At 55.3% G+C, this 25,411-nt stretch carries 28 protein-coding genes; 19 read left to right on the plus strand and 9 right to left on the minus strand.

All coding sequences use genetic code 11. The features are described from left to right. Window positions 1–80: 80 nt before the first annotated feature. The 5 genes from hslO to mutM all read right to left on the minus strand — a co-directional run bounded on the left by hslO (window position 81) and on the right by mutM (window position 3,621). Window positions 81–935, minus strand: a complete 855-nt coding sequence (hslO, locus tag ACNQ6O_RS00505) for an Hsp33 family molecular chaperone HslO (protein WP_418051303.1) — start codon at window positions 933–935, stop codon at window positions 81–83. Window positions 936–1,034: 99 nt separating this feature from the next. Then, window positions 1,035–1,442, minus strand: coding sequence for a ribosome-associated heat shock protein Hsp15 (gene hslR, locus ACNQ6O_RS00510; RefSeq protein WP_418051304.1), 408 nt, complete (start codon window positions 1,440–1,442; stop codon window positions 1,035–1,037). Between the two features lie 68 nt (window positions 1,443–1,510). Continuing rightward, window positions 1,511–2,197, minus strand: coding sequence for a GMP/IMP nucleotidase (gene yrfG / locus ACNQ6O_RS00515; protein ID WP_418051305.1), 687 nt, complete (start codon window positions 2,195–2,197; stop codon window positions 1,511–1,513). A gap of 86 nt (window positions 2,198–2,283) precedes the next feature. Beyond that, window positions 2,284–2,616: a hypothetical protein gene (locus ACNQ6O_RS00520; protein WP_418051306.1), complete on the minus strand. Its 333-nt coding sequence runs from the start codon at window positions 2,614–2,616 to the stop codon at window positions 2,284–2,286. A 192-nt stretch (window positions 2,617–2,808) separates the two neighbouring features. Next, complete coding sequence (gene mutM, locus ACNQ6O_RS00525) at window positions 2,809–3,621, minus strand: bifunctional DNA-formamidopyrimidine glycosylase/DNA-(apurinic or apyrimidinic site) lyase (RefSeq protein WP_418051307.1); 813 nt, start codon at window positions 3,619–3,621, stop codon at window positions 2,809–2,811. Between the two features lie 182 nt (window positions 3,622–3,803). On the opposite strand from mutM, the gene ACNQ6O_RS00530 reads away from it, so the two are divergent. Next, window positions 3,804–4,982, plus strand: coding sequence for a fatty acid desaturase (locus tag ACNQ6O_RS00530; protein ID WP_418051308.1), 1,179 nt, complete (start codon window positions 3,804–3,806; stop codon window positions 4,980–4,982). Between the two features lie 82 nt (window positions 4,983–5,064). Here the strand turns inward: ACNQ6O_RS00530 and rsmD are convergent, their stop codons facing one another. Beyond that, complete coding sequence (gene rsmD, locus ACNQ6O_RS00535; protein ID WP_418051309.1) at window positions 5,065–5,703, minus strand: 16S rRNA (guanine(966)-N(2))-methyltransferase RsmD; 639 nt, start codon at window positions 5,701–5,703, stop codon at window positions 5,065–5,067. A gap of 158 nt (window positions 5,704–5,861) precedes the next feature. Between rsmD and ftsY the strand changes: the two genes are divergently transcribed. The 8 genes from ftsY (at window position 5,862) to ACNQ6O_RS00575 (ending at window position 14,036) form a co-directional block, all read left to right on the plus strand. Beyond that, window positions 5,862–7,043: a signal recognition particle-docking protein FtsY gene (ftsY, locus tag ACNQ6O_RS00540; protein ID WP_418051310.1), complete on the plus strand. Its 1,182-nt coding sequence runs from the start codon at window positions 5,862–5,864 to the stop codon at window positions 7,041–7,043. A 27-nt stretch (window positions 7,044–7,070) separates the two neighbouring features. Continuing rightward, complete coding sequence (ftsE, locus tag ACNQ6O_RS00545; protein ID WP_114335269.1) at window positions 7,071–7,763, plus strand: cell division ATP-binding protein FtsE; 693 nt, start codon at window positions 7,071–7,073, stop codon at window positions 7,761–7,763. Further along, entirely contained in the window at window positions 7,753–8,760 is a 1,008-nt protein-coding gene (ftsX, locus tag ACNQ6O_RS00550) for a permease-like cell division protein FtsX (protein ID WP_418051311.1), read from the plus strand. The genes ftsE and ftsX overlap by 11 nt, the downstream gene beginning before the upstream one ends. Window positions 8,761–8,965: 205 nt before the next feature. Then, a complete protein-coding gene (gene rpoH, locus ACNQ6O_RS00555) occupies window positions 8,966–9,826 on the plus strand; it encodes an RNA polymerase sigma factor RpoH (RefSeq protein WP_418051312.1) in 861 nt (286 codons plus the stop codon). Window positions 9,827–10,072: 246 nt separating this feature from the next. Continuing rightward, window positions 10,073–10,984, plus strand: coding sequence for an NAD(P)-dependent oxidoreductase (locus ACNQ6O_RS00560; RefSeq protein ID WP_418051313.1), 912 nt, complete (start codon window positions 10,073–10,075; stop codon window positions 10,982–10,984). 22 nt (window positions 10,985–11,006) lie between these two features. Continuing rightward, window positions 11,007–11,786 (plus strand): hydroxypyruvate isomerase, encoded by a 780-nt coding sequence (gene hyi, locus ACNQ6O_RS00565; RefSeq protein ID WP_418051314.1) that lies wholly within the window; start codon window positions 11,007–11,009, stop codon window positions 11,784–11,786. A 104-nt stretch (window positions 11,787–11,890) separates the two neighbouring features. After that, a complete protein-coding gene (locus tag ACNQ6O_RS00570; RefSeq protein ID WP_418051315.1) occupies window positions 11,891–12,571 on the plus strand; it encodes a winged helix-turn-helix domain-containing protein in 681 nt (226 codons plus the stop codon). Continuing rightward, the gene (locus ACNQ6O_RS00575) at window positions 12,558–14,036 is read left to right on the plus strand and encodes a sensor histidine kinase (protein WP_418051316.1); all 1,479 of its coding nucleotides are present in this window, start codon (window positions 12,558–12,560) and stop codon (window positions 14,034–14,036) included. The genes ACNQ6O_RS00570 and ACNQ6O_RS00575 overlap by 14 nt, the downstream gene beginning before the upstream one ends. A 2-nt stretch (window positions 14,037–14,038) precedes the next feature. Here the strand turns inward: ACNQ6O_RS00575 and ACNQ6O_RS00580 are convergent, their stop codons facing one another. After that, window positions 14,039–14,320 carry a hypothetical protein gene (locus ACNQ6O_RS00580; protein WP_418051317.1) on the minus strand — a complete coding sequence of 94 codons (282 nt, stop codon included), beginning with the start codon at window positions 14,318–14,320 and terminating at the stop codon, window positions 14,039–14,041. A 292-nt stretch (window positions 14,321–14,612) separates the two neighbouring features. On the opposite strand from ACNQ6O_RS00580, the gene greB reads away from it, so the two are divergent. Together greB and ACNQ6O_RS00590 are read left to right on the plus strand one after the other, a co-directional pair. Next, the gene (gene greB / locus ACNQ6O_RS00585; RefSeq protein ID WP_418052245.1) at window positions 14,613–15,125 is read left to right on the plus strand and encodes a transcription elongation factor GreB; all 513 of its coding nucleotides are present in this window, start codon (window positions 14,613–14,615) and stop codon (window positions 15,123–15,125) included. Between the two features lie 107 nt (window positions 15,126–15,232). Further along, window positions 15,233–15,706, plus strand: a complete 474-nt coding sequence (locus tag ACNQ6O_RS00590) for a hypothetical protein (RefSeq protein WP_418051318.1) — start codon at window positions 15,233–15,235, stop codon at window positions 15,704–15,706. 11 nt (window positions 15,707–15,717) lie between these two features. Here ACNQ6O_RS00590 and ACNQ6O_RS00595 read toward each other — a convergent pair whose 3' ends face one another. Together ACNQ6O_RS00595 and ACNQ6O_RS00600 are read right to left on the minus strand one after the other, a co-directional pair. Beyond that, window positions 15,718–16,029, minus strand: a complete 312-nt coding sequence (locus ACNQ6O_RS00595) for a phage integrase N-terminal SAM-like domain-containing protein (protein WP_418051319.1) — start codon at window positions 16,027–16,029, stop codon at window positions 15,718–15,720. Window positions 16,030–16,179: 150 nt separating this feature from the next. Then, entirely contained in the window at window positions 16,180–16,440 is a 261-nt protein-coding gene (locus ACNQ6O_RS00600; RefSeq protein ID WP_305896641.1) for an acyl-CoA-binding protein, read from the minus strand. 271 nt (window positions 16,441–16,711) lie between these two features. Between ACNQ6O_RS00600 and tssB the strand changes: the two genes are divergently transcribed. The 8 genes from tssB to tssK all read left to right on the plus strand — a co-directional run bounded on the left by tssB (window position 16,712) and on the right by tssK (window position 25,411). Continuing rightward, entirely contained in the window at window positions 16,712–17,209 is a 498-nt protein-coding gene (tssB, locus tag ACNQ6O_RS00605) for a type VI secretion system contractile sheath small subunit (RefSeq protein ID WP_418051320.1), read from the plus strand. Between the two features lie 63 nt (window positions 17,210–17,272). After that, window positions 17,273–18,754 carry a type VI secretion system contractile sheath large subunit gene (gene tssC, locus ACNQ6O_RS00610; protein ID WP_418051321.1) on the plus strand — a complete coding sequence of 494 codons (1,482 nt, stop codon included), beginning with the start codon at window positions 17,273–17,275 and terminating at the stop codon, window positions 18,752–18,754. 3 nt (window positions 18,755–18,757) lie between these two features. After that, window positions 18,758–19,195 (plus strand): type VI secretion system baseplate subunit TssE, encoded by a 438-nt coding sequence (gene tssE / locus ACNQ6O_RS00615; protein ID WP_418051322.1) that lies wholly within the window; start codon window positions 18,758–18,760, stop codon window positions 19,193–19,195. 258 nt (window positions 19,196–19,453) lie between these two features. Beyond that, window positions 19,454–21,226 carry a type VI secretion system baseplate subunit TssF gene (tssF, locus tag ACNQ6O_RS00620; protein WP_418051323.1) on the plus strand — a complete coding sequence of 591 codons (1,773 nt, stop codon included), beginning with the start codon at window positions 19,454–19,456 and terminating at the stop codon, window positions 21,224–21,226. Continuing rightward, the gene (gene tssG, locus ACNQ6O_RS00625) at window positions 21,190–22,206 is read left to right on the plus strand and encodes a type VI secretion system baseplate subunit TssG (RefSeq protein WP_418051324.1); all 1,017 of its coding nucleotides are present in this window, start codon (window positions 21,190–21,192) and stop codon (window positions 22,204–22,206) included. The genes tssF and tssG overlap by 37 nt, the downstream gene beginning before the upstream one ends. Window positions 22,207–22,221: 15 nt before the next feature. Continuing rightward, window positions 22,222–23,544, plus strand: a complete 1,323-nt coding sequence (tagH, locus tag ACNQ6O_RS00630; RefSeq protein ID WP_418051325.1) for a type VI secretion system-associated FHA domain protein TagH — start codon at window positions 22,222–22,224, stop codon at window positions 23,542–23,544. Beyond that, on the plus strand, window positions 23,544–24,077 hold the full coding sequence (tssJ, locus tag ACNQ6O_RS00635; protein WP_418051326.1) for a type VI secretion system lipoprotein TssJ: 534 nt from the start codon (window positions 23,544–23,546) through the stop codon (window positions 24,075–24,077). Before tagH ends, tssJ begins: the two co-directional genes overlap by 1 nt. After that, a complete protein-coding gene (gene tssK, locus ACNQ6O_RS00640; protein WP_418051327.1) occupies window positions 24,077–25,411 on the plus strand; it encodes a type VI secretion system baseplate subunit TssK in 1,335 nt (444 codons plus the stop codon). Before tssJ ends, tssK begins: the two co-directional genes overlap by 1 nt.

Genomic DNA, 25,411 nt, shown 5'->3' on the forward strand with positions numbered 1-25,411 from the left:
TATTATGCCAGAGACGCCCGGAAAAAACGACTGCTCCGGAGGCCGCTTCTGGCGCGGCTTCCGGATAATTTGGTTGGGTGTCAGTGTAACGTATGACCGGTGAAAAGGTGGTCAATATCGTTTCTATCGAAGCGATAGTTAGCGTGGCAGAACTGACAGTCCATTTCGATGCTGCCTTGCTCTTCCAGAATGCTGTAACACTCTTCTTTGCCGATCGACTCCAGGGCACCAAGGGTGCGTTCCCGGGAGCAGCTGCAGCGGAAGGCCACGGGCTCAGCGTCAAACAGGCGCACGGTCTCCTCGTTGAACAGGCGGTGCAGCAGGGTTTCGCTGTCAAGATTCAACAGCTCTTCAGCTTCGACGGTGCTGGCCAGATGGTTGACCCGGTTCCACAATTCGTCGTCTTCCTCGGTTTGCCCCGGCAGTCTCTGAAGCAGGAGGCCCGCTGCTGAGCCTTCGTTGGCAAAAAGGAACAGGCTGGTTGAAAGCTGCTCGGAGCGTTCGAAATACTCTTCCAGGCAGCCGGAGAGCGTTTCGGCTTCCCGTGGAACCACGCCTTGGTATCGCTGACCTTTGTCTGGCGTGATGGTGATCGCCATGCGGCCTTCGCCCAGCAATTCGTTCAGAGAACCGCCGCTCATGGCCTGTTCGTCAAACCGTGCCAAACCGCGAATGTTGCGGTCGTGGCTGCATTCGGCCATCAACGTGCGCAGGGCACCTTCGCCCGCTGCTTGCAGAGCGACTGTACCTTCGAATTTGAGTGTGCTGCTCAAGAGTACGCTGGCTACCAGTGTTTCGCCCAGAAGCTGGCGGATAGCGTCGGGGTAGGGTGCTTGCTGAGTGATCTCGCTGTAGCTGTCGCCTAGCTGCACCCAGGCACCCCGAACCTGGCTGTGCTCAAAGATAAAACGCTGAAACTGGTCTCGGGATGCCATGGTGTCTCCTGAAGATGTTGGTTAATTGGATGTCATTGCCCGTTTAGGGCAGAGAATTCTATGTAGTGTTGTCGGAGTGTCAGTGCTTGTAGCTGTGTGCTACAAATCGTTTTCTTCCCGAAATCGTTGAATCTTGCGGCGGTCTTTTTTGCTGGGCCGGCGCGCGGGTGGCAACTGTGCCGCTTGCATGGTTTTGCGTTGCCAGGCCAGTTCTTCCCGCTTTTTGGTGCTTTCGTCCGTCTCGTGGTACAGCTTTTGCGCTTCCGGTGCTCCCCGACGGCGGTCGCTGATGTCATCTATAACAACGATTTTTTCTTGCCAGCCTTGGCGAAGCGTGACTTTGGCGCCGGACTCGACAATCTTTCCCGGCTTGGTTCGTTGGCTGTTGTAATGGACTTTGCCACCTTCAATGGCTTCTTTCGCCAGAGAGCGGGTTTTGTAGAAACGAGCCGCCCACAGCCATTTGTCGAGTCGTACCTTCTGATCTTCAGTGCTTGTAGCCTTCATGACGCCTCACCTGACGAGCGCTCCAAGGAGCGCTCCGGACAATCCTCTATTAAATTATAACTGCCCCGTTAGTCCGATGGCAGTGTCCGACGGGACTGCAGCGACGGCAAAATTTCATCGAAATGACAAATGCCCGGAATATCAGGGTGATGAGGGTTTGCTGCCTGTGTGCTGTCGGGTGAGAGAATCGCCAGGCATTGGCCGATGCCGGCTTCTTGCGCACTCTCCAAGACAGGGAAGCTGTCATCGACCATCAGGGTTCGTTCGCGCTTATACGTTACCCGGTTAGCAAGGTCTCGCCAGAAATCCCGATCTTCTTTCGGTTTGCCCAGTTCATGGCTGGAGACAATCATGTCGACATGCTGATCCAGCCCGGTTCTGTGCAGTTTCAGGGCGAGTGGGTCAGGGTGGCAATTGGTGACGATCACTGAGTGAAGCCCGGCCTGTCGCAAGGCGGCCAGAAAATCACGAACGTGGGGGCGGTAGCCGATTCGATCGCCAACTTCCGCTTTCAGCTGAGTAATATCCACCGATAGACGTTCACTCCAGTAATCGGTGCAGTACCAGTTCAGGGTGCCTCTCTCGGCCATGATCATGCTGATTAGCTGATCTTTGGTTTGCTGTGGGTGTAGGTCGAACTGCTCTGCATAGCGTTTTGGCAGGTGCTCCAGCCAAAAGTGAGAGTCGAAATGCAGATCTAGCAGTGTTCCGTCCATATCGAGGAACACCGTGTCGAGTGTTGACCAATCAACCATAAAAAAACAGCCTGAAGAATTTCGCTTCAGGCTGCCTTAGATTCCGGCCTCTGGCAAGCCGGAATTATACGGAGAGAGCGTGGTGCTCAGTCGTTGGATTGCGACACGGCTTCTTGCTTACGGCCGCTGCGAGTGCAGCCTAGACAGCGAACAAAAGTAGCCTTGGCTGGGCCAACCACCAGAACTTCGCCTGCTTCACCGGCATTTCCGCCTAAGGCAGAAAAGGGCAAAGACACCAAATAAACAGCGGTGCCGACAATGGTGGTTGCGAGCAGTGCCGGGCGCAAAAGAATGGCGTCGGTTGTCATCGCGAGGGCTGAAGGGCTTTCATCGATCGCACGGGCGTGGCCCATGGATGAAAACGCGAGAAGGCAGGCGGCGACGGTGGCTACCAGTGTGCGGGAAAACTTGCGAATCATGGGTATTCTCTCCTGAACGAATCGCCCGGCATAACCGGAACTTCTAGCCCGAAATCTTTGTACGCATTTCAGTGATGTAAGGGATGAGTATAGCGCACGGTCATGAATTCTCTGTTAACTATGAATCATATTGCCGCAATTTCAAACGGTTTCCGGTTAAAAAGAGGGCTGACTCACGAATTATTCATAAGGCTAGCGCTGACATCTTGGGCAATAGACCGTTGACCGGTTGTTCATTCGTATTTCTTTTAATGAAGTCTGGCATTCCGGGCAGGCTTCGCCGGCCCGACCATACACCAGCAGGGACTGAGCAAAGTATCCCGGTTTACCGTCGCTGTTGACGAAATCTCGAAGCGTGGTGCCGCCCATCAAAATGGCAGCGCTGAGAGTCTCTTTTATGGCTTCGGCCAGCTTATGGTAGCGGTCCAAGCTGATTCGCCCGGCTTTTCGCTTAGGGTGAATGCCCGCTTTATAGAGCGCTTCGTTGGCGTAGATGTTGCCGACGCCGACCACGACATGATTATCCATAATGAAAGACTTTATCGGCGTTTGTTTGCCTCGGGAAAGCCGGAATAGCAGGGCGCCATTGAAGTCTTGGGATAATGGCTCGGGGCCGAGATCCCGGATGAGCGGGTGAGCGCTGTAGTCCTTGCTCCAAAGCCAGCAGCCAAATCGCCGGGGGTCGTTAAATCGAAGGATTCGGCCATTGTCCAGGCACAGCTCAACGTGGTCGTGTTTCATGGCGGGGGTATCGTCAGTAATGACCCGCAAGCTTCCCGACATGCCCAGATGAATGATCACGGTGCCTGTGTCGAGGTGGAGAAACAGGTATTTTGCGCGACGATCTACGGCGCGGATGGTTTGATTTTGTAGCAGAGCGGGCAGGTCTTCAGGTACTGGCCAGCGCAGTTTGCCATTGTGCACCCGCACGCGGGTTATCGTTTGGCCTTCGCAGTGGGGAGCAATGCCCTGCCGGGTGGTTTCTACTTCGGGTAATTCGGGCACAGAGCCTCCGCTATTCGCCGGTTACGAAAAAATAAGTGTAAACGGTAACAAAAAGTCCACCAAACATGGTTGTTCTGGCGTACAGCTGTAAGCTAAAGTGTAGCGAGTACAACCCCTTCGAATGCCAGCCAAAGCCTTTTGCGTGCGGTCTGTCGAAGTAGATTGATTTTTGAGGAAAGTTTATGTGGTTTAATGGTCTTTTAGACCTTTCTGTGTGGCAGTTGATTGCAACTGCTTTGGTGATGACTCACATCACAATCGTCAGTGTAACGCTGTATCTGCATCGTCATTCGGCTCATAACGCTCTGGATTTACACCCGGTTCTGAAACACTTTTTCCGCTTCTGGTTGTGGTTAACCACGGCCCAGAACACCAAAGAATGGACAGCCATCCATCGCAAGCATCACGCCAAATGTGAAACCGAAGAAGATCCCCATAGCCCGGTTGTTTTAGGTGTTCGTAAGGTGCTCTTTGAAGGTGCCGAGCTGTATGCGGCATCGGCCACTCCAGAGATTCTCCAGCGTTATGGCCAGCGCACGCCAGAAGACTGGATCGAGCGTAAGGTGTATACCCCGCACAAGTTTATGGGTATCACGCTGATGGCGGTGATTAACTTGGCGCTGTTCGGCGTGAACGGTATCTGGATTTGGGCGCTGCAGATGATGTGGATCCCGGTTTGGGCTGCTGGCGTTGTTAACGGGCTTGGCCATTATTTGGGGTATCGGAATTACGAGTGCGCGGATAATGCACACAACATTTCACCGCTGGGTATTCTGATCGGGGGTGAAGAGCTGCACAACAATCACCACACCTATCCGAACTCGGCGAAGTTGTCGCGCCGTTGGTTTGAAGTGGATATTGGTTGGGGTTACATCCGTCTGTTCCAGTTGTTTGGCTTGGCCAAGCCGAAAGGCTACCGCCCGATTGCGCACCATGTTCCAGGTAAACTGGAAGTGGATGTGGAGACGGTGCAAGCCATCGCCAACAACCGTTTCGACATCATGCGCCAATATCGTAAGCGCGTCATGAAGCCGGTTCTACGCCAGCAGCGGGCGTTGATGGACGAGGAAATTCGCCCTCTGTATCGCAAGCTGAAGCGCCTGCTGCACCGTGAAGAGGCTCTGATTAAGCCTCGTGAGAAAGCGCATCTGGAAACGGTTCTGGAGCGCAATGAGATTCTCCGGCAGATCTATGAAAAGCATCAGGAGCTGCAACTACTGTGGCGTCAGCGTGGTCTGAAGCCTCAGGAAAAACTGCAGGCCTTGATGGAGTGGTGTAAGGATGCTGAGGCCAGTGGTATTCGGTATCTGGAAGAGTTTTCAGCGCACCTGCGGGCCTATTCGCTACGCCCTGTGAGCTGATTAACCGCAGTATTGAAAAAAGCCCGGATGGTTGCGTCATCCGGGCTTTTTTCGTTGATAGCGAGCGGTTCTTCTGTGGGTCCTATTCCGAATCTGCCTCTGCAATCACGCGGTACAGGTTGTAGCTAACCTGTCCTGCGGTTTTTTGCCGATGCAGTTCCCAGTCTTTCGGGACCGGTGGCGTGCGCAGTTCACTTTCATGTTCTACGTAAACCCAGCCACCGGGCTTTAGCCATTGCTCCGATTCCAGAAGTGGGAACAGCTTTTCCAGCCAGCTTTGGCGAAAGGGTGGGTCCATAAAAATAATGTCGAACGGTGGCTGTTGACGGTTACTCAGGAAGCGCTCAACATCTTGGCAGACAACCGCGCCCTTATCGGACTTCAGAAGCCTCAGGTTATCCCGTAGGGCTTTTGCCAGCACTGGAGTGTGGTCCACCAGCGTTGCTTGGGCCGCGCCGCGGGATAGCGCCTCGAGCCCCAGCGCGCCAGAGCCGGAAAACAGATCGAGGCAGTCACTGCCGGCCACCTGATAATTCAGCCAATTGAACAGGGTTTCCCGAATACGGGCAGGGCTTGGGCGAACGCCGCCGGCATCCGGGAAGCGCAATTTACGGCTGCGCCAATCACCGCCGATGATCCGTAACTCGCCACTGCCGCCTTGGCCGGTGCTTCCTGAAGCTCCGACGCCAGGTTTTCTAGGGGCTGATTTACGTTTCGCCATGATCTGCTCCGCGGTGCTGGAAGAGTTTTGAATTCGGGGGTAATAGTACCGGAAAGCCAGAACTGAGCGATAACCGCACGACCCATCACTTAGCGCCGGCAGTCTGCTAGAATGTGCGCTTTCTTTCGCGCGCCCATTTTCAGACAGATGGTAAGACTATGACGGCAGAGTGGATTTCAATTGGCCTGTTGGCCCTTCTTGTTCTTTTCTTCGTGCTGGATGTTACCGGCAATCGTAAGCGGATTCCTCGCCCGAAGCCGGTCCCGCAGCGCAAGCCGGAAATCGCAAAGGGCCCGGCACCTGTGCCTCAGGCAGAAGAAAAAATGGCCGAGCCGGCAGCGGAGGTTAAGCCGGAAGAGCCGGTTGAAGAGCCCGCGGTCGTCGAACCAGAGGTTGCCCCGGCGCCAGAGCCAGAGCCAGAGATCAGTGTCTTCGAGCGCATTAAGAAAGGCTTGGGTAAAACCCGAGCCAGTCTGACTGGCGGCCTTGCTGATCTGTTCTCAGTCGGTAAGAAAATCGATGAAGACCTGCTGGAAGAAATCGAAACCTCATTGCTGATGGCGGATGTTGGGGTTACAGCAACGTCTGAAATCATCGATTCACTGACCGCTAAACTCGAGCGTAACCAGCTGAAAGATGGTGAAGCCTTGCGCAAAGCGCTGCGCGAAGAGCTGCACGGTTTGCTGAAGGATGTTACCAAGCCACTGGAAATCGATTCCGGCAAAAAGCCATATGTCATTTTGGTGGTCGGCGTAAACGGCGTGGGCAAAACCACCACCATTGGCAAGCTGACCCGTAAGTTCCAGAGCGAAGGCAAGTCCGTCATGTTGGCCGCCGGTGACACCTTCCGGGCCGCAGCGGTGGAACAGTTGCAGGTATGGGGCGAGCGCAATGATGTGCCGGTGATTGCCCAGCATACCGGTGCCGACAGTGCATCGGTGATCTTTGATGCCATTGAGTCCGCGAAAGCCCGTGGCACCGACGTGCTGATTGCCGATACGGCCGGCCGTTTGCAGAACAAAGACAACCTGATGAATGAGTTGACTAAGGTTGTCCGGGTTATGAAGAAACTGGATGAATCAGCGCCTCATGAAGTGATGCTGGTGCTGGATGCCGGTACTGGCCAGAATGCGCTGAGCCAGGCTCAGGTGTTCCAGCAGGCGGTGGGTGTTTCAGGCATTACATTGACGAAACTGGACGGCACGGCGAAAGGCGGTATCGTATTTGCCATTGCGCGTCAGTTGCAGCTGCCGATTCGTTACATTGGTGTGGGTGAGCAGGCCGAAGATTTGCGCACGTTCGACGCTGAAACCTTTGTCAGCGCGCTGTTCGACGACTGATACTCAGGCCTAGGAGCCTCAGCCCAGATGATAGAGTTTCGTCAGGTAACCAAACGCTACGACTCCGATCACACCGCCCTGCGCCAGGTGAACTTTCATTTGGGGCGGGGGGAGTTGGCGTTTCTTACCGGCCATTCCGGCGCCGGTAAGAGTACCCTGCTGAAACTCATCATGGTGATGGAGCGGCCGACCGCGGGTGAAGTGGTGGTTGGCGGCCAGCGCCTTAATAGCCTTCCGAAACGACAGATTCCCTACATTCGACGCCACATCGGCGTGGTCTTCCAAAACCACCAGTTGTTGTTTGATCGCACCGTGTTTGACAACGTGGCCATGCCTCTCGAGGTGATGGGCGTTGCTCCGCGAGATATCGGTCGCCGGGTGCGAGCCGCGCTGGACAAGGTCGGGCTTCTGAGTAAAGAAAAAATGAATCCCATGCAACTCTCCGGTGGTGAGCAGCAGCGCGTCGGCATTGCCCGTGCTGTGGTCAATAAACCGCCGGTGCTGCTGGCGGATGAGCCTACCGGTAACCTCGACCCGCAATTGTCGGCGGACATTATGCAGTTGTTTACCGAGTTCAGTCAGGTTGGGGTTACGGTGCTGATCGCGACTCACGACATTGCATTGATTAACAAAATGGGCCGTCGCCGGCTGACGCTGGATCACGGTGAGCTGATCGCAGGCGGCAGTGCACCGGTGGGAGGAGGTCTGAATGGCCGCTGATCCAAGGCAGAAACCGGACAACCCCCGTGGGGCTGCCACGCGAACGAAATCCCCAATTAACAATCAAGCCAGAAGTTATCTGGATCACCATCGCAAGGTGGCCCGCGCGTCTGCGCAGCGTTTGCTGAAAACGCCGATAGCCAGCTTGATGACATGGACCGTGATGGGCGTAGCGCTGGCCTTGCCGGTCGCTTTGTTGCTGCTGCTTACCAGTTTGCAGGGTGTAAGCGCCGGCTGGGAGAGCAGTGCTCGGATCACGGCGTATCTGAATATGGACACGTCGGTACAGCAGGCACGTGATATCGCGCGTGAAATAGACAGTGACGGTCGGATCCTGTCAGTCGAGTTGGTGGAGCGTGATCAGGCCTTGGCCGAGTTTCGCGCTGCGTCGGGTTTGGGTGATGCTCTGGATTTTCTGGGTGAGAACCCTTTGCCGCATACCTTGCTGATTACGCCTCAGGAGAACGCGCGCACGGCTGAAAGTGTGCAAGCTCTGGTGACTTTTATTGAAGGCCTGGGCCGGGTGGATCAGGTTCAGGTAGACCTGGGTTGGTTGCAGCGTTTGAACGCCATGACCGACATTCTGGCTCGGGCCGTGTGGGCGTTGTCGCTGTTGCTGGGCGCTGCGGTGATTTTGGTGATTGGTAACACGGTTCGGCTGGCGATTGAGAATCGTCGCGATGAAATCTTGGTGGCGAAGCTGGTAGGCGGCACAGATGCGTTTGTGCGCAGGCCCTTTTTGTATGCCGGCGCTTGGTTTGGTCTGGGCGGCGGGTTGGTTGCCTGGGTGTTGATTCAGGCGTCGTTGTGGTGGCTGAATGGCCCGATCGAACGCTTGGCCGCTTTGTATCGGAGCGAGTTCGCCCTGCAGGGACTGGGCTTCGAGGGTGCAGCAGCATTGATTATCATCGCAATGCTGTTAGGCTGGTTGGGCGCTTGGGTGGCTGTGAAACGCCATCTGGACGATATAGAGCCGGGTGAGATTGCCGGAGGGTGACCTGGTCACGGGAATACCGTATTGAATTCAAAGCTTGATCTGGCGTAGCTTGATTAGACTAATGTAGCGTTTCAGGCAGGCACGGTGAGTTTTCCAGATTGTTGATAATTAACGTTTTACTGGGATTCTCTGGAACTTATTATGATCTTGGCGGTCATGCAGTTTGTTGATATATTTTAAGACCGTCAGGTTCGGAGGTTAATGCATGGGTACGAGTTTACAGCTGGCTGACAGACTGGTTCCGGGCGCGAATCTAGAATCCTATATTCAGGCGGCAAGTCGCATTCCTGTTCTTACGGTGGAAGAAGAGCGGGATTTGGCGGAAAGGCTGCATTACGACGGTGATGTGGAAGCGGCCCGTCAATTGGTGCTTTCTCATCTTCGGTTCGTGGTCCATATCGCCCGCAGCTATTCGGGCTACGGTCTGGCTCAGGCGGATTTGATTCAGGAAGGTAACGTTGGCTTGATGAAAGCCGTTAAGCGTTTCAATCCGGAATACGGTGTGCGCTTGGTGTCGTTTGCCGTTCATTGGATCAAGGCTGAGATTCACGAGTTTATTTTACGCAATTGGCGCATTGTGAAAGTCGCGACCACTAAGGCGCAGCGTAAGTTGTTCTTCAATCTGCGCAGTCAGAAGAAGAAGCTGGCGTGGTTGAGTCACGATGAGCTGAATGCGGTCGCGGAAGACTTGGGTGTTGAGCCTAAGGTAGTGCGCGAGATGGAAGGCCGGTTGGCTTCCCGTGATGCGTCGTTTGATGGTCCGATGGACGATGATGACGATGCGGTTTATCAGGCGCCTGCCCACTATCTTGAGGATCGTCGTGGTGATCCGGCTGTGCTGCTTGAGAATTCCAACTGGTCTGAGGATTCCAACGGCCGTTTGATGCATGCGTTGAGTGCATTGGATGAGCGCAGTCAGGATATTCTGCGTGAGCGTTGGTTGACGGACAGTAAGTCGACGCTGCATGAGCTGGCAGATAAGTATGGTGTTTCTGCTGAGCGGATTCGGCAGTTGGAAAAGAACGCCATGAAGAAGATTAAGGCTCAGATGACGGAAGCGGCCTGATAGCCCTTTTGTGTTGAGTGTTTGAAAACGCCACCACCGTTTCGCGGTTGGTGGCGTTTTTGTTTGTATAATCTACACATCTGTTACAAAACATGCCTCCGGGGTGACGGGGTTGGGGCAGCCTTTCCAAAAACCGCTCCTTCGGCACGTCCTTGTGGCGCTTCTGCTCCGCCATCCATGGCTGCGCACATTTTTGGAAAGGCTGCCCCAACCCCTTCGTCGGACCTTTGAGTGGGATTCCAAAAGATGACTATAGAACTTCCTCGTATCGCTTTTCTTGGTATTGGTCTGATGGGCGCACCTATGACCAGAAACCTGCTGAACGCAGGCTATCCAATGACGTTGTGGAACCGCACCGAGAGTAAGTGCGAGCCGTTTGCCGACGATGCCACCATCGCCAAGTCACCCGCCGAAGCGGTGGCCGATGCGGATGTGGTGATCACGATGCTTGAGAACGGGCAGGTGGTGGACGATGTGTTAGTGGAGCAGGGCGCTATCGACGCGTTGAAGGACGGCGCGTTGGTGATTGATATGAGTTCGGTGCAGCCGTCGGTGGCTCGGCGTCATGCGGCGTTGGCGGCGGAGCAGGGTGCGGGGTATTTGGATGCGCCGGTGTCGGGTGGCACGGTGGGTGCAGCAGAAGCTCGGTTGAGCATTATGGCCGGTGGTTCCGAGGAGGATGTGGCGCGGGCACTGCCGGTGTTTGAGGTGCTGGGGAAGTGCACTCGCATTGGGCCGGTGGGGGCCGGGCAGTTGGCTAAGCTGGCGAATCAGACGATTGTCGGGATTACCATTGGTGCGGTGTCTGAAGCCTTGCTGTTGGCGGCTAAGGGCGGCGCTGATCCGGCGGCGGTTCGGGAGGCTTTGATGGGCGGGTTTGCCGGGAGTCGGATTCTGGAATTGCATGGTCAGCGGATGATTGATCGGGATTTTGCGCCGGGTGCGCCGGCTCGGATTCAGTTGAAGGATTTGCGGATGATTTTGGATGAAGCCCGTGCCGAGGGGCTGACGCTGCCTTTGTCTCAGCAGGTTCATAATGAGTATTTGTCGCTGGTGGCGAACGGGCACAGTGAGGTGGACCACAGTGGGCTTTTGCTGGAGTTGGAGCACCTGAACGGTACGTTGATGGGTTCTTTGGGCCGTGGGCCGAAGACATAAGACTCGAAACCAGGAGATTGCTATGCCCCGTTTTGCGGCCAATTTGTCGATGCTGTTCACTGAAGTTCCGTTTCTTGAGCGTTTTGCCAAGGCCCGGGCTGCCGGGTTCAGTGGCGTTGAGTATTTGTTCCCGTATGAGTGGCCCGCCGAGGCAATTGCCGCGGAGCTGAAGGCTAACGAGCTGACTCAGGTGTTGTTTAACCTGCCGCCGGGGGATTGGCAGGCTGGTGAGCGGGGCATTGCCTGTTTGCCGGACCGGGTTGAGGAGTTTCGGGCGGGGGTCGATCAAGGCATCGCTTATGCGAAGGTGCTGGGCTGCAAGCAGTTGAACTGTCTGGCGGGGCTGAAGCCGGAAGCGCTGAGTGAGGACGAAGCTTGGAGTACGCTGGTGGCGAATGTTCAGTATGCCGCCGAGCGTTTTTCCGAGGCGGGGCTGACCTTGTGTCTGGAGGCTATTAACTCTCGAGTGGATATGCCCGGGTTTATGTTAGATACCTCCGGTAAGGTGATGGCGTTGATCGAAGAGGTGGACGCAGACAATGTGCGCCTGCAGTACGACATCTATCACATGCAGATTATGGAGGGGGATTTGGTCCGCTCCATGGAATGTTTGCTGCCGTGGATTGCGCACGTGCAATTTGCCGATAATCCGGGCCGGCATGAGCCGGGCACCGGTGAGATTAACTTTTCGAATGTTTTTGCAGCGCTTGATCGTATGGGGTACGAAGGCTGGGCCAGCGCTGAGTACAGGCCTTCAGCGTTAACCGAGCAAACACTGGGGTGGTTCAGCGCTACGGCTTGACCGTCGTCAGACGCGACACCCTCTTACAAGATCGTAACTGGCCCGAACTGCCGGTTCTTCGTAACCTTAGAGTTAATGTAATCCGCTATCAGGAGGGCTCACCGGTGAAAGCACTGGTAATCGAAGACGATCAGGATGTAGCAAGTTACCTGGTAAAGGGGCTGAAGGAATCCGACTTCGTAGTGGATCATGCTGCCGACGGTAAAGACGGCATGATGATGGCGGCGAGTGAAGAATACGACATCATGATTGTGGATCGTATGCTGCCTGGTATGGACGGCCTTTCCATTATCAAGACGGTGCGGGCAACCGGCAATCAGGTCCCGGTGCTGATTTTGAGCGCGCTGGGCGATGTGGATGACCGAGTTGAAGGCTTGCGCGGTGGCGGTGATGATTACCTGACCAAACCGTTCTCGTTCACCGAACTGCTGGCGCGTATTGAATCTTTGATTCGTCGTAATCGGCAGGCAGCAGAAACCGAAACCGTACTCAAAGTGGCCGATCTTGAGATGGATCTGCTCGCGCGTACCGTTAAGCGCTCTGGTCAGAACATTGATGTTCAGCCCCGTGAGTTCCGGTTGCTGGAATATCTGATGCGCAATGCCGGCCAAGTGGTCACTCGGACCATGCTGCTGGAGAAAGTTTGGGACTACCACTTCGATCCACAAACCAACGTGATCGACGTGCACATCAGTCGCCTTCGCGCGAAAATCGATAAGGAATTCGACACCCCCTTGCTACAGACGGTTCGGGGTGCGGGATACATGTTGCGTGAAACTGCTTAGTCAGCTCAGAACGTCGTCTTTCCAGCTGGCGCTGCTGTATATGGTGGTGTTTGCCACCTCGGTATTTTTGCTTTTGGCATTTATATACTGGCGCACAGCTGGATTCATGACTGCTCAGACTGATGAGACGATCGAGGCCGAAATCGCAGGTCTCGCGGAGCAGTACCGGGGGCGCGGCGTAAACGGGTTGATCACTATCATCCGGGAACGTGTCGCCCGGGACCCCAACGCTAAAACGGTTTACCTTCTTTCCACGGATGACCTTTTGAAGCTGGCGGGCAACATCGAAGCCTGGCCGGAAGGCAGTCGCACGGCAGATAGTGGCTGGATCAACTTCACCCTAGACTCCAGCGTCGGCTGGCAGGGCCCCGAACGGCTGGCGCGTGCCCGCATCTTTGATGTGCAGGGCGGCCTGCGTTTGTTGGTTGGGCGTGACGTCGATGAATTGACCAACCTCAAGCGTGTGATCGAAGGGGCGATTAACTGGGGTATGGGCATTACCTTGGCGCTGGCTTTATTGGGTGGCTTTTTGATGAGCCGAAGCACCACCCGCCGCATTGAAGTGATCAACAACACCTCCCGCCGCATCATGAACGGCCACCTCTCGTTGAGAATTCCTACCCGCGGTACCGAAGACGACTTTGACCAGCTGGCTGAAAACCTGAACCAGATGCTCGACCGTATCGTGTATCTGATGGAAGGTATTCGTCATGTTTCCGACAGTATTGCCCATGACTTGAGAACCCCGCTCACACGGCTACGCAACCAGTTGGAAAGAACCCTGATTTCTGTGGATAACGACGAGGCCCGGGAACAGGTTGGCCGAGCCGTGGGCGAGGCAGATCAGTTGCTGGCAACGTTTAATGCGTTGTTGAGAATTGCTCGATTGGAAACCCGCGGCAACACCGCAGACATGAAAGTGATCTCGCTGGATGAGTTGGTGGGTGATGCTTGTGAACTCTACGAAGCGTTGGCCGAAGACAAAGATCAGCAGTTCAAGCAGGTGATGGAACCCAAAGTGATGATTGAGGGTGACCGGGATCTGTTGTTTCAGATGGTCAGTAACCTGATCGACAACGCGATCAAGTACACGCCGGAGCATGGCGGCATTGTGGTAGTGGTTCGTAAAGAAGGAACCAGCGCCGTTTTTGAGGTTCAGGATTCCGGAATTGGTATCCCGGATGACGAAAAAGACCAGGTGTTTCAGCGTTTTTATCGGGTTGGCAAGAGTCGTTCGTTGCCCGGTAACGGTTTGGGCTTGAGTCTGGTCAGTGCGGTGGCGGAAATCCACCAAGGGGAAATTTTGCTGAGTGATAGTCACCCCGAAGCGGAGATGCCTGGGCTAACGGTCGCGGTAAAAATGCCCGCGTTTACGGGGGTCAGAAAACGTATAAAAGCGGCTCAGGTTGAGCAGATCGCTGACGGCGCGGATGAGGCTCGCTCATCCGCAGACAGTCAGGCGTAATCTCAGTGGCTGGCGCGGAACCGATTAACCTGCGCCATTAGCGGGCTGAAGATTGCTTCAGCGCGATTTTCAACTTGCTGGGTCAGAGCTTCAAACTGAGCGCGACGGTGATCCACTTTCACCTGCAGGCTGTCCCACTCACCTTCCAGATGCTTTTGCTCGGACATCATGAACGCCGCGATGTTGTGACGGTTCACCTTGTTGGTGATGCCCAGTTCTTCCAGTTTGAAGCCCAGACTATCTACGCCTTTCAGCGCCAGATTCAGAATCTTTTGAGTGTTCATAGTGGTGTCTCCACAAAATGTTGAATAAGGGTAATATGGCGCGAAACTATCGATTGCGTCTAGAGTGTGCAACCTAATTTCCCGTGACCAAAGAAAGACTCACCTCTTTCCAAAAGGTAATGCGATGGCCACGGCGGGGTAATGGTCTAAATGCATAATAGTAGATGTAGATGAAGAAGCCTGTTTTTAAGGTTGCTTCTTCCTCCAGCACAGCGCTAGCCTTATACCCCGTGATCCACGGGGTTTTTTTATGCCCCCACATTTTTTCAGTCAGGTTGAGCGCAAAAGCATCATGGTGAAGCCAACATCTTCCGGACACCCGCCTCGTTACATCACACCGGACGGCGAACAAGCGCTGCGCGAAGAGCTTCAGTATTTGTGGAAGGTTAAGCGGCCTGAAGTGACCCAAGCGGTTCGAGAAGCTGCTGCACAGGGCGATCGCTCTGAAAACGCGGAGTACATCTACGGCAAAAAACAGTTGCGGGAGATTGACCGCCGCGTGCGCTTTCTCAGCAAAAGACTGGATGAGCTGACGGTGGTAGACCGACTGCCGGAAGATCAAAGCCGCGTGTATTTTGGGGCTTGGGTAACGGTCGAGGATGAAAACGGTGAGGAGCAATCGTACCGGCTGGTGGGAGCAGATGAGTTTGACTTGACCAAGGGCTATTTGAGTATCAATGCACCACTGGCGCGAGCGCTGATTGGAAAACAACTGGATGACGAAGTGTCTGTCAAAACCCCGGAAGGCTGGAAAACCGTCGTCATCACAGACATTCGATATAACTCTGACACGTCCGGTAAGTGAGAACTGTCACAAAATCGTCTGATTGGTGAGCGATTAGTCAATTTAGGCGATACACTGATCAAAAAATGTCACTCCAATGGGGGCGCGATCTGATCAGGATGATTGCCATGAATGCCGCGAATAACATTATCGGAAAAGGTGCAGGCCTAAGTCTTTGGAAGGTCGGTATCGGCTTGGTGCTGGGTTTGGGAGTCTCGATGTCGGCCCTCAGCCAGCCGGACATCAGCGAGAGCGATGCTCCGGTTTTTGAATACGAAGAGCGCTCAACCATCGAGACCATCCCGTTCAGCTCGATGGATGAAGAGGTGTTGGCGAACACGGTTATAGAAGGCGGGTTAGCGGCGCCAGCGGCGGGTGTACCGGTGCAATCGGGTAAAGACGCTGACTTCTATCTCGACCCGTTAGCGCTGCAACCGCGAGACGAACGTACCGATCTCGGGCGGTCTGAGATTCCTGTGGATATTCGCTTCGCGAACCCGAAAGTCGTGCCGGGGCAGGCTCACAGCAATAACTATGTGATCCGCCCGCCTCAGAACCGTTCCTACGACGCTCTTAATGTGAATATGACAGAGCGCCCCTAACTGCTGCGGAGTTATGCCGCGGCAGTATCTGGTTGGTCACACTTGCTCAGCACGTCCTGATAGAAAAATTCCAGAGCTTGCTTGGCTTGATTGAGCCTTGCCCGGGACAATCGAAGCTGCTCGCTTAGATACTCAAAAAACCGCGCCTGATCTTCTTCTTCAAGGGTGCCGGGATCTTTTAAGTCATGAAACAGCACGAAACGGCTGATCCAGTGCAGATAGGTTTGTTCTGCCCGCTGGTTAAGTTCGCGTTTGTGAATGGCTGCCTGAACACGGCTAACCAAGCCGGGGCGTGATTGCTCCAGCGCTTCAGTAATGTTCATTAGTAAGGTCTTCCGAATGACTTGTTGTTCTTATGGTGCGCGCATCATATGACAAACGTTTGAAAGGCGCAAAGGCAGGGGTCAGGAAGGGGTGTTCGAAAAATGAGTAGCGGTCGCTGGCAAGAACCTGCGACCGCTATTGAAACGCTCTTACTTCAGCGATTCCAGCTTGTCGATGTACTGCTGCATGGCTTCTTCGCTGGAAGTGCCTTTCAGTTTGTCCCACGCGTCGTACTTGGCGCGGCCAACGAAATCCATCATGCCCGGGCGCTTGCCAGTGACATCGCCTTCAGTGGCTTGCTTGTACAGGGCATAAAACTCCAGCTTGAGTTCGTTTGAAGGCTGGAAGTCGCCTTCAGCGGTCTGGATGTAGTTTACCGATTCCTCAAACTTGGCTTTCAGGTCACTCATGGTTGTGTTCCTTGGTGTGTATGGTTGTTTACTATCAGGATCACCGAAGTATAGCTTTGAGCGCCAGACCCGTCATTGACTATAAGAGCGTTCCACTGGGCATTACGGCAATCTGGCAAAAGTTTGCCCGAGTCCTCATTTTGAGCCATTTGTGGCCGATGGCTTATTGAGCTAGCCCAAGCACCGGTGTAGAGTCTCAGCCGTTGTTTGCCGGGATGGCAGACATAAGGGATTGAAATACGTTGCAAATGAATTGCACAGGGAGCACGTCATGTCTGGCAAAGATGGTTCTGTCGCGCCAAAAGAGCGCATTAATATCAAGTATGTCCCCGCCACCGGCGATCAGCAGGCTGAAACCGAGCTGCCGCTGAAGATGTTCGTGGTTGGCGATTTTAAGGGCCACGCAGAAGAAACCCCCATTGAAGACCGTAAAGCCATTTCTGTGGATAAGAACAACTTCCGTTCTGTCATGAAGGAAGCCGGCCTTACTTTGTCTACCTCTGTATCCAACAAGCTGGAAGAAGGCGCTGATGATCTGCCGGTTAACCTGCAGATTGAAGGTCTGGAAGACTTTTCGCCCGACAGCATTGCTCGCCAGGTTCCGGAGCTGAAAAAGCTAATCGAACTGCGCGAAGCCCTTGTTGCCCTCAAAGGCCCGCTCGGCAATGTGCCGTCATTCCGCTCAAAGCTTCAAGCGCTGCTGGATGATGAAAGTGCACGGGAATCGCTGCTGGCGGAGCTGGAACTGGCGACCGAAAACGGCGAATAAGCGCGTTTCCGAAACCGGTTACACCCAACATCAATTATCAATTACGTACTGAAGGGATGTGGTATGTCTGATACTGCTGTGCAGCAATCTGCTGCCTCCGAATCCGTGGCAGAGGGTTCTCTGCTTGACCAGGTTATGGCCAACAGCCGCATGGCGCCCGCTGACGAAGGTTACGATGTCGCTCGTAAGGGTGTCGCTACATTTATAGCCAACCTGCTAAAAAGCGAGGAAAAAGGCCAACCGGTTAACAAGGCTCTGGTAGACCAGATGGTGGTGGAGCTGGACCGCAAAATCAGCGCGCAGATGGACGAAGTTCTGCACGCACCCAAGCTGCAGGAGCTGGAATCGTCCTGGCGTGGCCTGAAACTGATGGTCGACCGCACAGAATTCCGTGAAAACATCAAAGTAGACATTCTGCACGCCACCAAGCAGGAACTGCTGGAAGACTTCGAATTTGCCCCGGACGTGACCCAAACCGGTTTTTACCAGCACGTTTACTCAGCCGAGTACGGTCAGTTTGGTGGTGAGCCGGTCGGTGCCATTGTCGGTAACTACGCCTTCAGTCCGGCCACTCCAGACATGAAACTGCTGCAGTATGTGTCTTCTGTAGGCGCTATGGCGCACGCACCGTTCCTGTCTTCCGTTGCGCCGTCATTCTTTGGTGTCGATAGCTACCAGGAGCTGCCCGCGATCAAGGAACTGAGTGCTGTTTTCGAAGGACCGAAATACGCCAAATGGCGCTCCCTGCGTGAGTCCGAAGACGCTCGCTACCTTGGCCTGACCGCGCCGCGCTTCCTGTTGCGTACGCCCTACGATCCCACTGAAAATCCGGTGCGTAGCTTTAACTACAAAGAAAACGTATCCGGCGATCACGAACATTACCTGTGGGGCAACACAGCCTATTTGTTAGGCACTCGTTTGACCGACAGCTTCGCGAAATACCGCTGGTGCCCGAACATTATCGGCCCGCAAAGCGGCGGTGCTGTGGACGATTTGCCGGTACACACCTTCGAGTCTTTCGGCCAGCTGGAAGCCAAGATCCCGACCGAGGTGTTGATCACCGACCGTCGTGAATACGAATTGGCTGAAGAAGGCTTCATCGCCCTGACTATGCGTAAGGGCAGCGACAATGCCGCCTTCTTCTCTGCCAACTCAGTGCAGAAGCCCAAGCAGTTCCCGAACACCAAGGAAGGCAAAGAAGCGGAAACCAACTACAAGTTGGGCACCCAGCTGCCTTACATGATGATCGTGAACCGCCTGGCTCACTACATCAAAGTGCTGCAGCGTGAGCAGATCGGTTCCTGGAAAGAGCGTCAGGATCTGGAGCGTGAGCTGAACACCTGGATTCGCCAGTACGTTGCCGATCAGGAAAATCCGCCGGCGGAAGTTCGCAGCCGTCGCCCACTGCGCGCCGCGCAGGTTGTGGTGTCAGATGTTGAAGGCGATCCGGGCTGGTACCAGATCTCGTTGGCGGTACGCCCGCACTTTAAGTACATGGGTGCGAATTTCGAGCTCTCGCTGGTTGGTCGACTGGACAAGGATTAATCCGTGTTCGGCGACACTGCGACTGACGGTGTTCGTAACACCGGCAGCCTGTTCGAACGGCTCGAGCAGGCTGCCGCCCCCGCGGGACAGGGCATGGGAGAAGTGACCCATGTGGTGGAATCCATCAAGCGCCATTTGGTGCGATTGCTGAACGCCCATCCGGGCAACAGCGCAAGCGTACCGGACCTGGGCTTGTTGGATTTCAACGACGCCACCTTGGGTACTCATGACCTGAGTATCCAGATTCGCGGGGCCATCCGTCAGTGTATCGAGAAGTTTGAGCCCAGAGTTAAGCGGGTGGACGTGGTGGCGCTGCCGCCGGGCCCGAACCCGTTGCAGTTGAAGTTTGAGGTCACGGTTTATCTGAGTGTCACGGGAAGTGATGACAGAACCACGATCGATCTGGTGTTGGATGAAAAACGATACTACCGGGTTGTTTGAAACCCAGTAGTTGAATGCAGGGAAGAGAGTGAGGGGCAGAAGCCCTTTCCAAAAGTGTGCGTAGCCATGGATGGCGAAGCTCAAGCGCCCCACGGATGGGCTCGAAGCGTCTTTTGGAAAGGGCTTCTGCTCCTCGCTCGGAGCCTGAAGGGATGGCGATACTTTTCTTCTGGGAAAAAATAACTCGCTTCGCTCAGACATCTTTTTTCCCAGAAGAAAAGCATCCCCACCCCTTTGCGGAACATTGGTGCGGTATTTATGAAGTTGAATCGGTTCTACAGGGATGAGTTGAGTTTTTTGCGACTGCAAGGCAGGGAATTTGCCGATGCACACCCGCAGCTCACCCGATTTTTATCCGAACAAAGCACCGACCCAGACGTAGAACGCCTTCTGGAAGGCTTTGCCTTCCTGACCGGAAAGCTGCGTGAAAAAGTTGAAGACGAATTCCCGGAGCTGACGCATTCGCTGCTGAACATGCTCTGGCCCAATTACCTGCGGCCCGTGCCCAGTTGCACCATTATGCGCTTTGATCCCCAGCTGCACGCCATCAGCGAACGCCAGCGGGTAGAGCGCCACACCGAAATCAAAAGCCGGCCGGTGGGTGAAAGCACCCGCCAAACCCAGTGCCGATTCCGCACCTGCCGGGCTGTGGATATCTTTCCCGTCAGCGTGGCAGAAGCCTACGCTGAACACTCCCGAGAAGTGTCCTCGGTATCGGTAGATTTGGCCCTGCACACCGACCAGCCATTGAACCAGATAGGCATGGAAAGCCTCCGCTTCTACCTGGGTGGCGACAACCATACCGCAGAAACCCTGTACTTGTGGCTGAACCACTATCTAAGCCGCATGGAGTTGGTGGTGGGCGACAACGTATATAACCTGCCCACATCGTTGCTCAAGCCAGTGGGCTTTGCCGCCGATGAAGCCATCCTGCCGTACCCCAAAAATGCCTATTCCGGTTACCGGATTATTCAGGAGTATCTGAGTTTTCCAGAGGCCTTTCGGTTTATCGATGTCACCGGATTGAAGCAGCGCCTACCGGCGATTCAGGCGGACGAGGCCAGCCTGCGCTTTCACTTCAGTCGCATCTTGCCGCCGGATACTCGAGTCACCCGGGATTCCTTGCAGTTGTATTGCACGCCGGCCGTTAACCTGTTCAGTCACGAAGGCGAGCCGGTGGACCTGAACGGTCGTGAAACCGAGTACCGGATCTCGCCGTCCAGTCGCTGCCCCGAGCACTACGAAGTGTTCAGCATCGAACAGGTTGAAGGCTGGCTGGAAGGCCGCTCGGGCCGGGGTGAGCCGCGCCTGTATACCGCGTTCGAGAGCTTTCAGCACGAAGTAGAACGGGACCGCGGCCGGACCGCTTTGTATTACCGGGTACGCACTCGCGAAAGTGTTCGGGGCGACGGCTTTGACCACTACATTTCCTTTGTACGGGCCGACGAGTCCGACTGCATGAACCGACAAGAAGCCGTATCTCTGACGCTTACCTGCACCAACCGGCAATTGCCGCAGCAGCTTGCGGTGGGTGAGGTCTGCATGGCTACGGAAACCACGCCGGCCTTCGCTTCGTTCAGCAACATTACGCGACCCACTGCCACCTTGCGGCCAACACTGGATGGCAGCCTGTTATGGACGCTGATTTCAAATTTGTCGCTGAACTACTTGTCCCTATTGGATGTGGATGCGCTGCGCACCGTGCTGCGGGTGTATGACTTCCGGGCTTTGGTGGATCGCCAAGCCGAGCGGGTGTCCCAGAAGCGGCTGGCAGGTATCAGCGAGATAAATACGCAACCGGTTGACCGGATGGTGCGCGGTTTGCCGGTGCGGGGTATTCGGTCAGAGCTAAAGCTCGACCAACAGAATTTCGCCAGTGAAGGTGATTTGTACCTGTTTGGCACGGTGTTGAGCCAGTTCTTTGCGCTCTACGCCAGCATTAACGCCTTTCACCAGTTGGAAGTGGTGAATACAGAGAATCAGGAACGGTACACATGGACGTTACAGCAAGGTCAGCAGCCGCTGATGTAGCCGGGCTGGAACCCGTTCTAGGAAACGCGCGGCGCTACAGTTTTTTTCAGCTGGTTGATTTGATTCACCGGCACCATGGCGACGATCTGGAACGCTCCGGCTCGGGCGATCCGGTGCAGGAACGCATCCGGTTTTCGGCTTCAGCCGGGTTGGGGTTTCCGGGCAGTGATGTGGTGTCGGCGTTATCGCCGGAGCACGAGCATGCGCCCTACCAGATGGAAGTGAGCTTTCTTGGATTACACGGTTCCCAATCGCCGTTACCGGGGTATTACCTGGAAGATTTGGCTTGGGAAGCGGGCCAAAATTTGGGCGTGCGCCGGCACTTTTTGGATTTTTTTAACCACCGGTTGGTGACATTGTTTCACCGGACCTGGCGCAAATACCGCTACTACATTCGGTTTCAGCCGGGTGCCAGTGACGGGTTTTCGGAACTGGTTTTTTCCCTGACTGGGTTGGGCGACCGCCGCCTGCGGGAAGCTACACCGGTTAACTGGTCGAAAATGCTGGCCTATGCCGGTTTGATGGCTGGGCGCAGTCGGTCTCCGGAAGTCGTCAGCGGGATTGTTGCGCATTGCTTTGATCTGGACGACGTCAGCATTGAACAGTGGGTGCTACGAAAAGTGGCGATTGCAGAAGATCAACAGACCCGCTTGGGGCAAGCGAATGCCAGTCTCGGCCACGACACCCTCGTGGGAGCGAGCATCCGGGATCGAAGTGGCAAGTTCATACTTCGTCTGCGCAACCTGAGCCGACAGCGCTTTGCTGATTTTCTGCCCAACGGAGCAGAGCACGAACGGCTGGTTAAGCTGGTGGAATTCGCCACACGGGAACAACTGGCCTATGACCTTGAGCTGGAAATGCGACCGAAAGACATACGGCCCATGCAGATGGGGGAAGAGGTACGTTTGGGCTGGAACTCCTTCGTGACACCAGAGCGGGCTAGCAAGCGCCCGGCAGTTCGAATCCAGATCAGACGTTAAGGCAAGGAGCCAAGAGTGACCACGCAAACAGCAGAATTAACCTTGGTGATCACCAACCCCACGGAAGCGGGAGGTGGTACCAACATCGAACATCGCTTCAGCGCAACCGGTGGTTCGATAGGCACCGCGGCCAACGATACCTGGCGTTTATCGCCTCACCGTACCGGTGCCGTGGCGGGGCATGCTGAGGTGCGTTTTCTGGACGGTGGCTTCTGCCTGATCGATCGCAGCGGCAGAACCTATATCAACAGCAGCAGCCAGCCTGTCGGCCGCGGGCGGCGGGCGCGCTTGAGCCACGGTGATACCGTCACCATTGGCCGGTACCAGATCCGGGCGGAACTGCAGGGTGGCTCTTCAGGACAAAGCGAGTTGAGTGAGTCGAACGCGGAAGATCATCGGTTGGTGAATGTGGATGAAGGCGAATTGTTGCGTTCAAGCCAGCGCCAAACTTTGCCGGAAGGCCGCGAACCTTTGATCGGCCTGAAAAATCCGGACAACGAGTTGCACAGTAACGATCCTCTGGCTCCCTGGCATAGGCCTGAGGCAGCGGGTGATCAAATGTCGCCAGAACTGCTGGCTAGCGATGAACGCTGGTTTGCCCGTTCTACCGATGTGGACGAGGAATACCGGGAAAACCGGGATGTGGCGATGGGGCTGCCTTTAAACCGCACGGCCCGCAATCAGAGCGATCAGAAAAAGGAGCGACAGGGAATGTCAGACACCAGAGCACCCACCTGCGATGCCAGTCGTCAGCACATCAGCGGAGCGCCCTTATTGCGAGGGTTACAAGCGGATATTGAATTTACTGACAGCGAAGAAATGCAGCTGTTTCTGGAAGAAGCCGGGCAAACCTTGAAAGCGGTGGTTGATGGCCTGCTCACACTGCACCAGAGCGAAGATACCCGGCACCAGGCACTGCGTACCCGTTTGCAGCCCCTTGAAGATAACCCACTGCGACTGGGAAATGATTATCAGGGCACCATTCAAACCTTGTTTGCCGCCGAACGTAGTCCGGTTCACCTATCTGCGCCCGCTGCGGTGAGAGAGAGCCTCGATAGCTTGAACCACCACCAACGGGCTACGCAGGAAGCTATTCGCGAAGCCTTGGACGCGATCCTGCACGCCTTCTCACCGGAGGCGTTGCTGAGAAGATTCCACGGTTACCGCCGTGGGCTCAAGGATAACGAAGACGAAGGCCGCTGGGCCTGGGACATGTACCAACATTACTACCAAGAACTTAGATCCAGTCGTCAGCAGGGTTTTGAACGCCTTTTCCAAGAGGTGTTCGACCAGGCATACGACCAACACTTGCGCCAATTACAGAGGGAGAATGGCTAGTGAAGTACTGCAAATGGAGCTTGCTGACGATTGTTATGCTGCTGGTGGGGTGCAGCACCCCCTATAACGCGGTCACCAAAACCGCCAAAGTGTTGTGGGATCCCGACATTCCTGTGGGCTACCCGGAAGATCAGCCCAGCCGGGTGGATCTGACCATGCTGGCAGAGCCGAGCGTTAACCCGAATCAATCATTAGCACCCACGCCGATCGCGTTTCAGATCATAGAACTTCGGGACAGTTCGCTGTTGATGGCCGGTGATTTCGACCAGCTGCTCAACAACCTTGAAGACTCGTTGGGGCGCAACTACGTGGACCACAGCGATTACACCTTGGTGCCTGGCCAGTTCAAGTTTGTGGAGCCGTTCGAAATCAGCAAAGACACCCGGTTTATTGGTGTTATTGCCTTCTACGCGTACCCCAACTTGTCTCAGTGGAAGAAGGTGGTGAAGGTAGACCCGATCGGTGGAACCTACCATTTGCTGGTCAACCTGCGCGAGCGGGAAGTGAAACTGACACGTTCGGATGAAAGCTGATGGCTGTTAGCAATCGAGTGGTCTGGAGTGATGGCTTGTTCATCAAGCCGCAGCACTTCCAGCAACAACAACGGTATCTGGAGCATCAGATCAACGAGCGTGCCTTGGCCATCTCTGACTACCTCTACGGCTTCAGCGATCTGGAACTGAATGCCGAATACCTGAGTTTTGGTCGAGTTGGTTTGGTGCGGGCTACCGGATTGTTCCCGGACGGTACACGATTCAACCTACCGCAAGACGATGTAATGCCGGAGCCGCTGGAAATCGCCGATGCCTCGGTGGCCAATCAGGTGGTGTATCTGGCGTTGCCGCTCGGTAGCGATTCTTTGGCGGAAGTGGAGTGGCCGGATGCGCCGGTTGCCGGGCGCTTCCGGGCGTTGTCGGTGGAAGTTCGTGATCTGCATTCAGTTGATGGCGATGCCCACAATATCGATGTCGGGCGAGTGGCACCGCGTTTGATGCTGGAGCGTGAAGACCGCAGTGCCTACGCTGCGCTCGCCATTGGCCGAATTCTGGAAAAGCGGCCGGACGGCAGCTTGGTGATGGACCCCAACTTCCTGCCCACTATGCTCAGCGTGCGCTCGGCGCCTCGGTTGCAGCGATTTGTCGGTGAAATGGCCGGTTTGATGCAGGAACGTGCCCGCAACATTGCCGGGCGAGTAGGCGCGCCGGGGCAGGGCGGTGTTGCCGATGTCTCGGACTTCATGCTGCTGCAAATGCTGAACCGGGCGCACCCTAAGTTCATGCACTTAGCACGCTTGCGCCAGTTGCACCCCGAGCGGTTGTACGAAGCCTTGCTGGAGCTGTGCGGCGAGTTGGTGACGTTTACCGATGAAAGCCGCATGCCGAGGGAATACACCCCCTACGATCACGACCTGCCAGAAGGCTGTTTCAGCCCGCTGATGCAGGTGCTGCGACAAGCTCTGAGCACCGTCCTGGAGCCGCGTGCATTGTCTATTGCTCTGCAGCAGCGCCAATACGGCTTAACGGTGGCACCGGTTCAGGACGGTCAGCTAATCAAAGATGCCGAGTTCATTCTGGCGGTCAAAGCCGACATGCCGCTGGACGACCTGCGCAAGCAGTTTACCCAGCAGTGCAAAGTGGCCTCGGTGGAAAAAATACGCGACCTCATCAGTTTGCAGCTGCCGGGTATACCGTTGTCGGCTTTACCAGTGGCCCCGCGCCAGTTGCCGTATCACGCCGGCTTTGTGTACTTCCGGTTGGATGACCAGAGTCAGGCCTGGCAAATGCTCGACAACGCCAGCGGCTTTGCCTTCCACGTAGCCGGCAGTTATCCGGGGCTGGAAATGCAGTTCTGGGCAATCAGGAGCTAA

The sequence above is a fragment of the Marinobacter sp. SBS5 genome (assembly GCF_048285575.1).
In the GTDB taxonomy this organism is placed as follows: domain Bacteria; phylum Pseudomonadota; class Gammaproteobacteria; order Pseudomonadales; family Oleiphilaceae; genus Marinobacter.

What these genes read in the sequence shown, in the direction of transcription:
- hslO (WP_418051303.1), bottom strand. Translation starts at nt 935, where the DNA reads ATGGCATCCCGAGACCAGTTTCAGCGTTTTATCTTTGAGCACAGCCAG.
- hslR (WP_418051304.1), bottom strand. Translation starts at nt 1,442, where the DNA reads ATGAAGGCTACAAGCACTGAAGATCAGAAGGTACGACTCGACAAATGG.
- yrfG (WP_418051305.1), bottom strand. Translation starts at nt 2,197, where the DNA reads ATGGTTGATTGGTCAACACTCGACACGGTGTTCCTCGATATGGACGGA.
- ACNQ6O_RS00520 (WP_418051306.1), bottom strand. Translation starts at nt 2,616, where the DNA reads ATGATTCGCAAGTTTTCCCGCACACTGGTAGCCACCGTCGCCGCCTGC.
- ACNQ6O_RS00530 (WP_418051308.1), top strand. Translation starts at nt 3,804, where the DNA reads ATGTGGTTTAATGGTCTTTTAGACCTTTCTGTGTGGCAGTTGATTGCA.
- rsmD (WP_418051309.1), bottom strand. Translation starts at nt 5,703, where the DNA reads ATGGCGAAACGTAAATCAGCCCCTAGAAAACCTGGCGTCGGAGCTTCA.
- ftsY (WP_418051310.1), top strand. Translation starts at nt 5,862, where the DNA reads ATGACGGCAGAGTGGATTTCAATTGGCCTGTTGGCCCTTCTTGTTCTT.
- ftsE (WP_114335269.1), top strand. Translation starts at nt 7,071, where the DNA reads ATGATAGAGTTTCGTCAGGTAACCAAACGCTACGACTCCGATCACACC.
- ftsX (WP_418051311.1), top strand. Translation starts at nt 7,753, where the DNA reads ATGGCCGCTGATCCAAGGCAGAAACCGGACAACCCCCGTGGGGCTGCC.
- rpoH (WP_418051312.1), top strand. Translation starts at nt 8,966, where the DNA reads ATGGGTACGAGTTTACAGCTGGCTGACAGACTGGTTCCGGGCGCGAAT.
- ACNQ6O_RS00560 (WP_418051313.1), top strand. Translation starts at nt 10,073, where the DNA reads ATGACTATAGAACTTCCTCGTATCGCTTTTCTTGGTATTGGTCTGATG.
- hyi (WP_418051314.1), top strand. Translation starts at nt 11,007, where the DNA reads ATGCCCCGTTTTGCGGCCAATTTGTCGATGCTGTTCACTGAAGTTCCG.
- ACNQ6O_RS00580 (WP_418051317.1), bottom strand. Translation starts at nt 14,320, where the DNA reads ATGAACACTCAAAAGATTCTGAATCTGGCGCTGAAAGGCGTAGATAGT.
- greB (WP_418052245.1), top strand. Translation starts at nt 14,613, where the DNA reads ATGGTGAAGCCAACATCTTCCGGACACCCGCCTCGTTACATCACACCG.
- ACNQ6O_RS00590 (WP_418051318.1), top strand. Translation starts at nt 15,233, where the DNA reads ATGAATGCCGCGAATAACATTATCGGAAAAGGTGCAGGCCTAAGTCTT.
- ACNQ6O_RS00595 (WP_418051319.1), bottom strand. Translation starts at nt 16,029, where the DNA reads ATGAACATTACTGAAGCGCTGGAGCAATCACGCCCCGGCTTGGTTAGC.
- ACNQ6O_RS00600 (WP_305896641.1), bottom strand. Translation starts at nt 16,440, where the DNA reads ATGAGTGACCTGAAAGCCAAGTTTGAGGAATCGGTAAACTACATCCAG.
- tssB (WP_418051320.1), top strand. Translation starts at nt 16,712, where the DNA reads ATGTCTGGCAAAGATGGTTCTGTCGCGCCAAAAGAGCGCATTAATATC.
- tssC (WP_418051321.1), top strand. Translation starts at nt 17,273, where the DNA reads ATGTCTGATACTGCTGTGCAGCAATCTGCTGCCTCCGAATCCGTGGCA.
- tssF (WP_418051323.1), top strand. Translation starts at nt 19,454, where the DNA reads ATGAAGTTGAATCGGTTCTACAGGGATGAGTTGAGTTTTTTGCGACTG.
- tssG (WP_418051324.1), top strand. Translation starts at nt 21,190, where the DNA reads ATGGACGTTACAGCAAGGTCAGCAGCCGCTGATGTAGCCGGGCTGGAA.
- tssK (WP_418051327.1), top strand. Translation starts at nt 24,077, where the DNA reads ATGGCTGTTAGCAATCGAGTGGTCTGGAGTGATGGCTTGTTCATCAAG.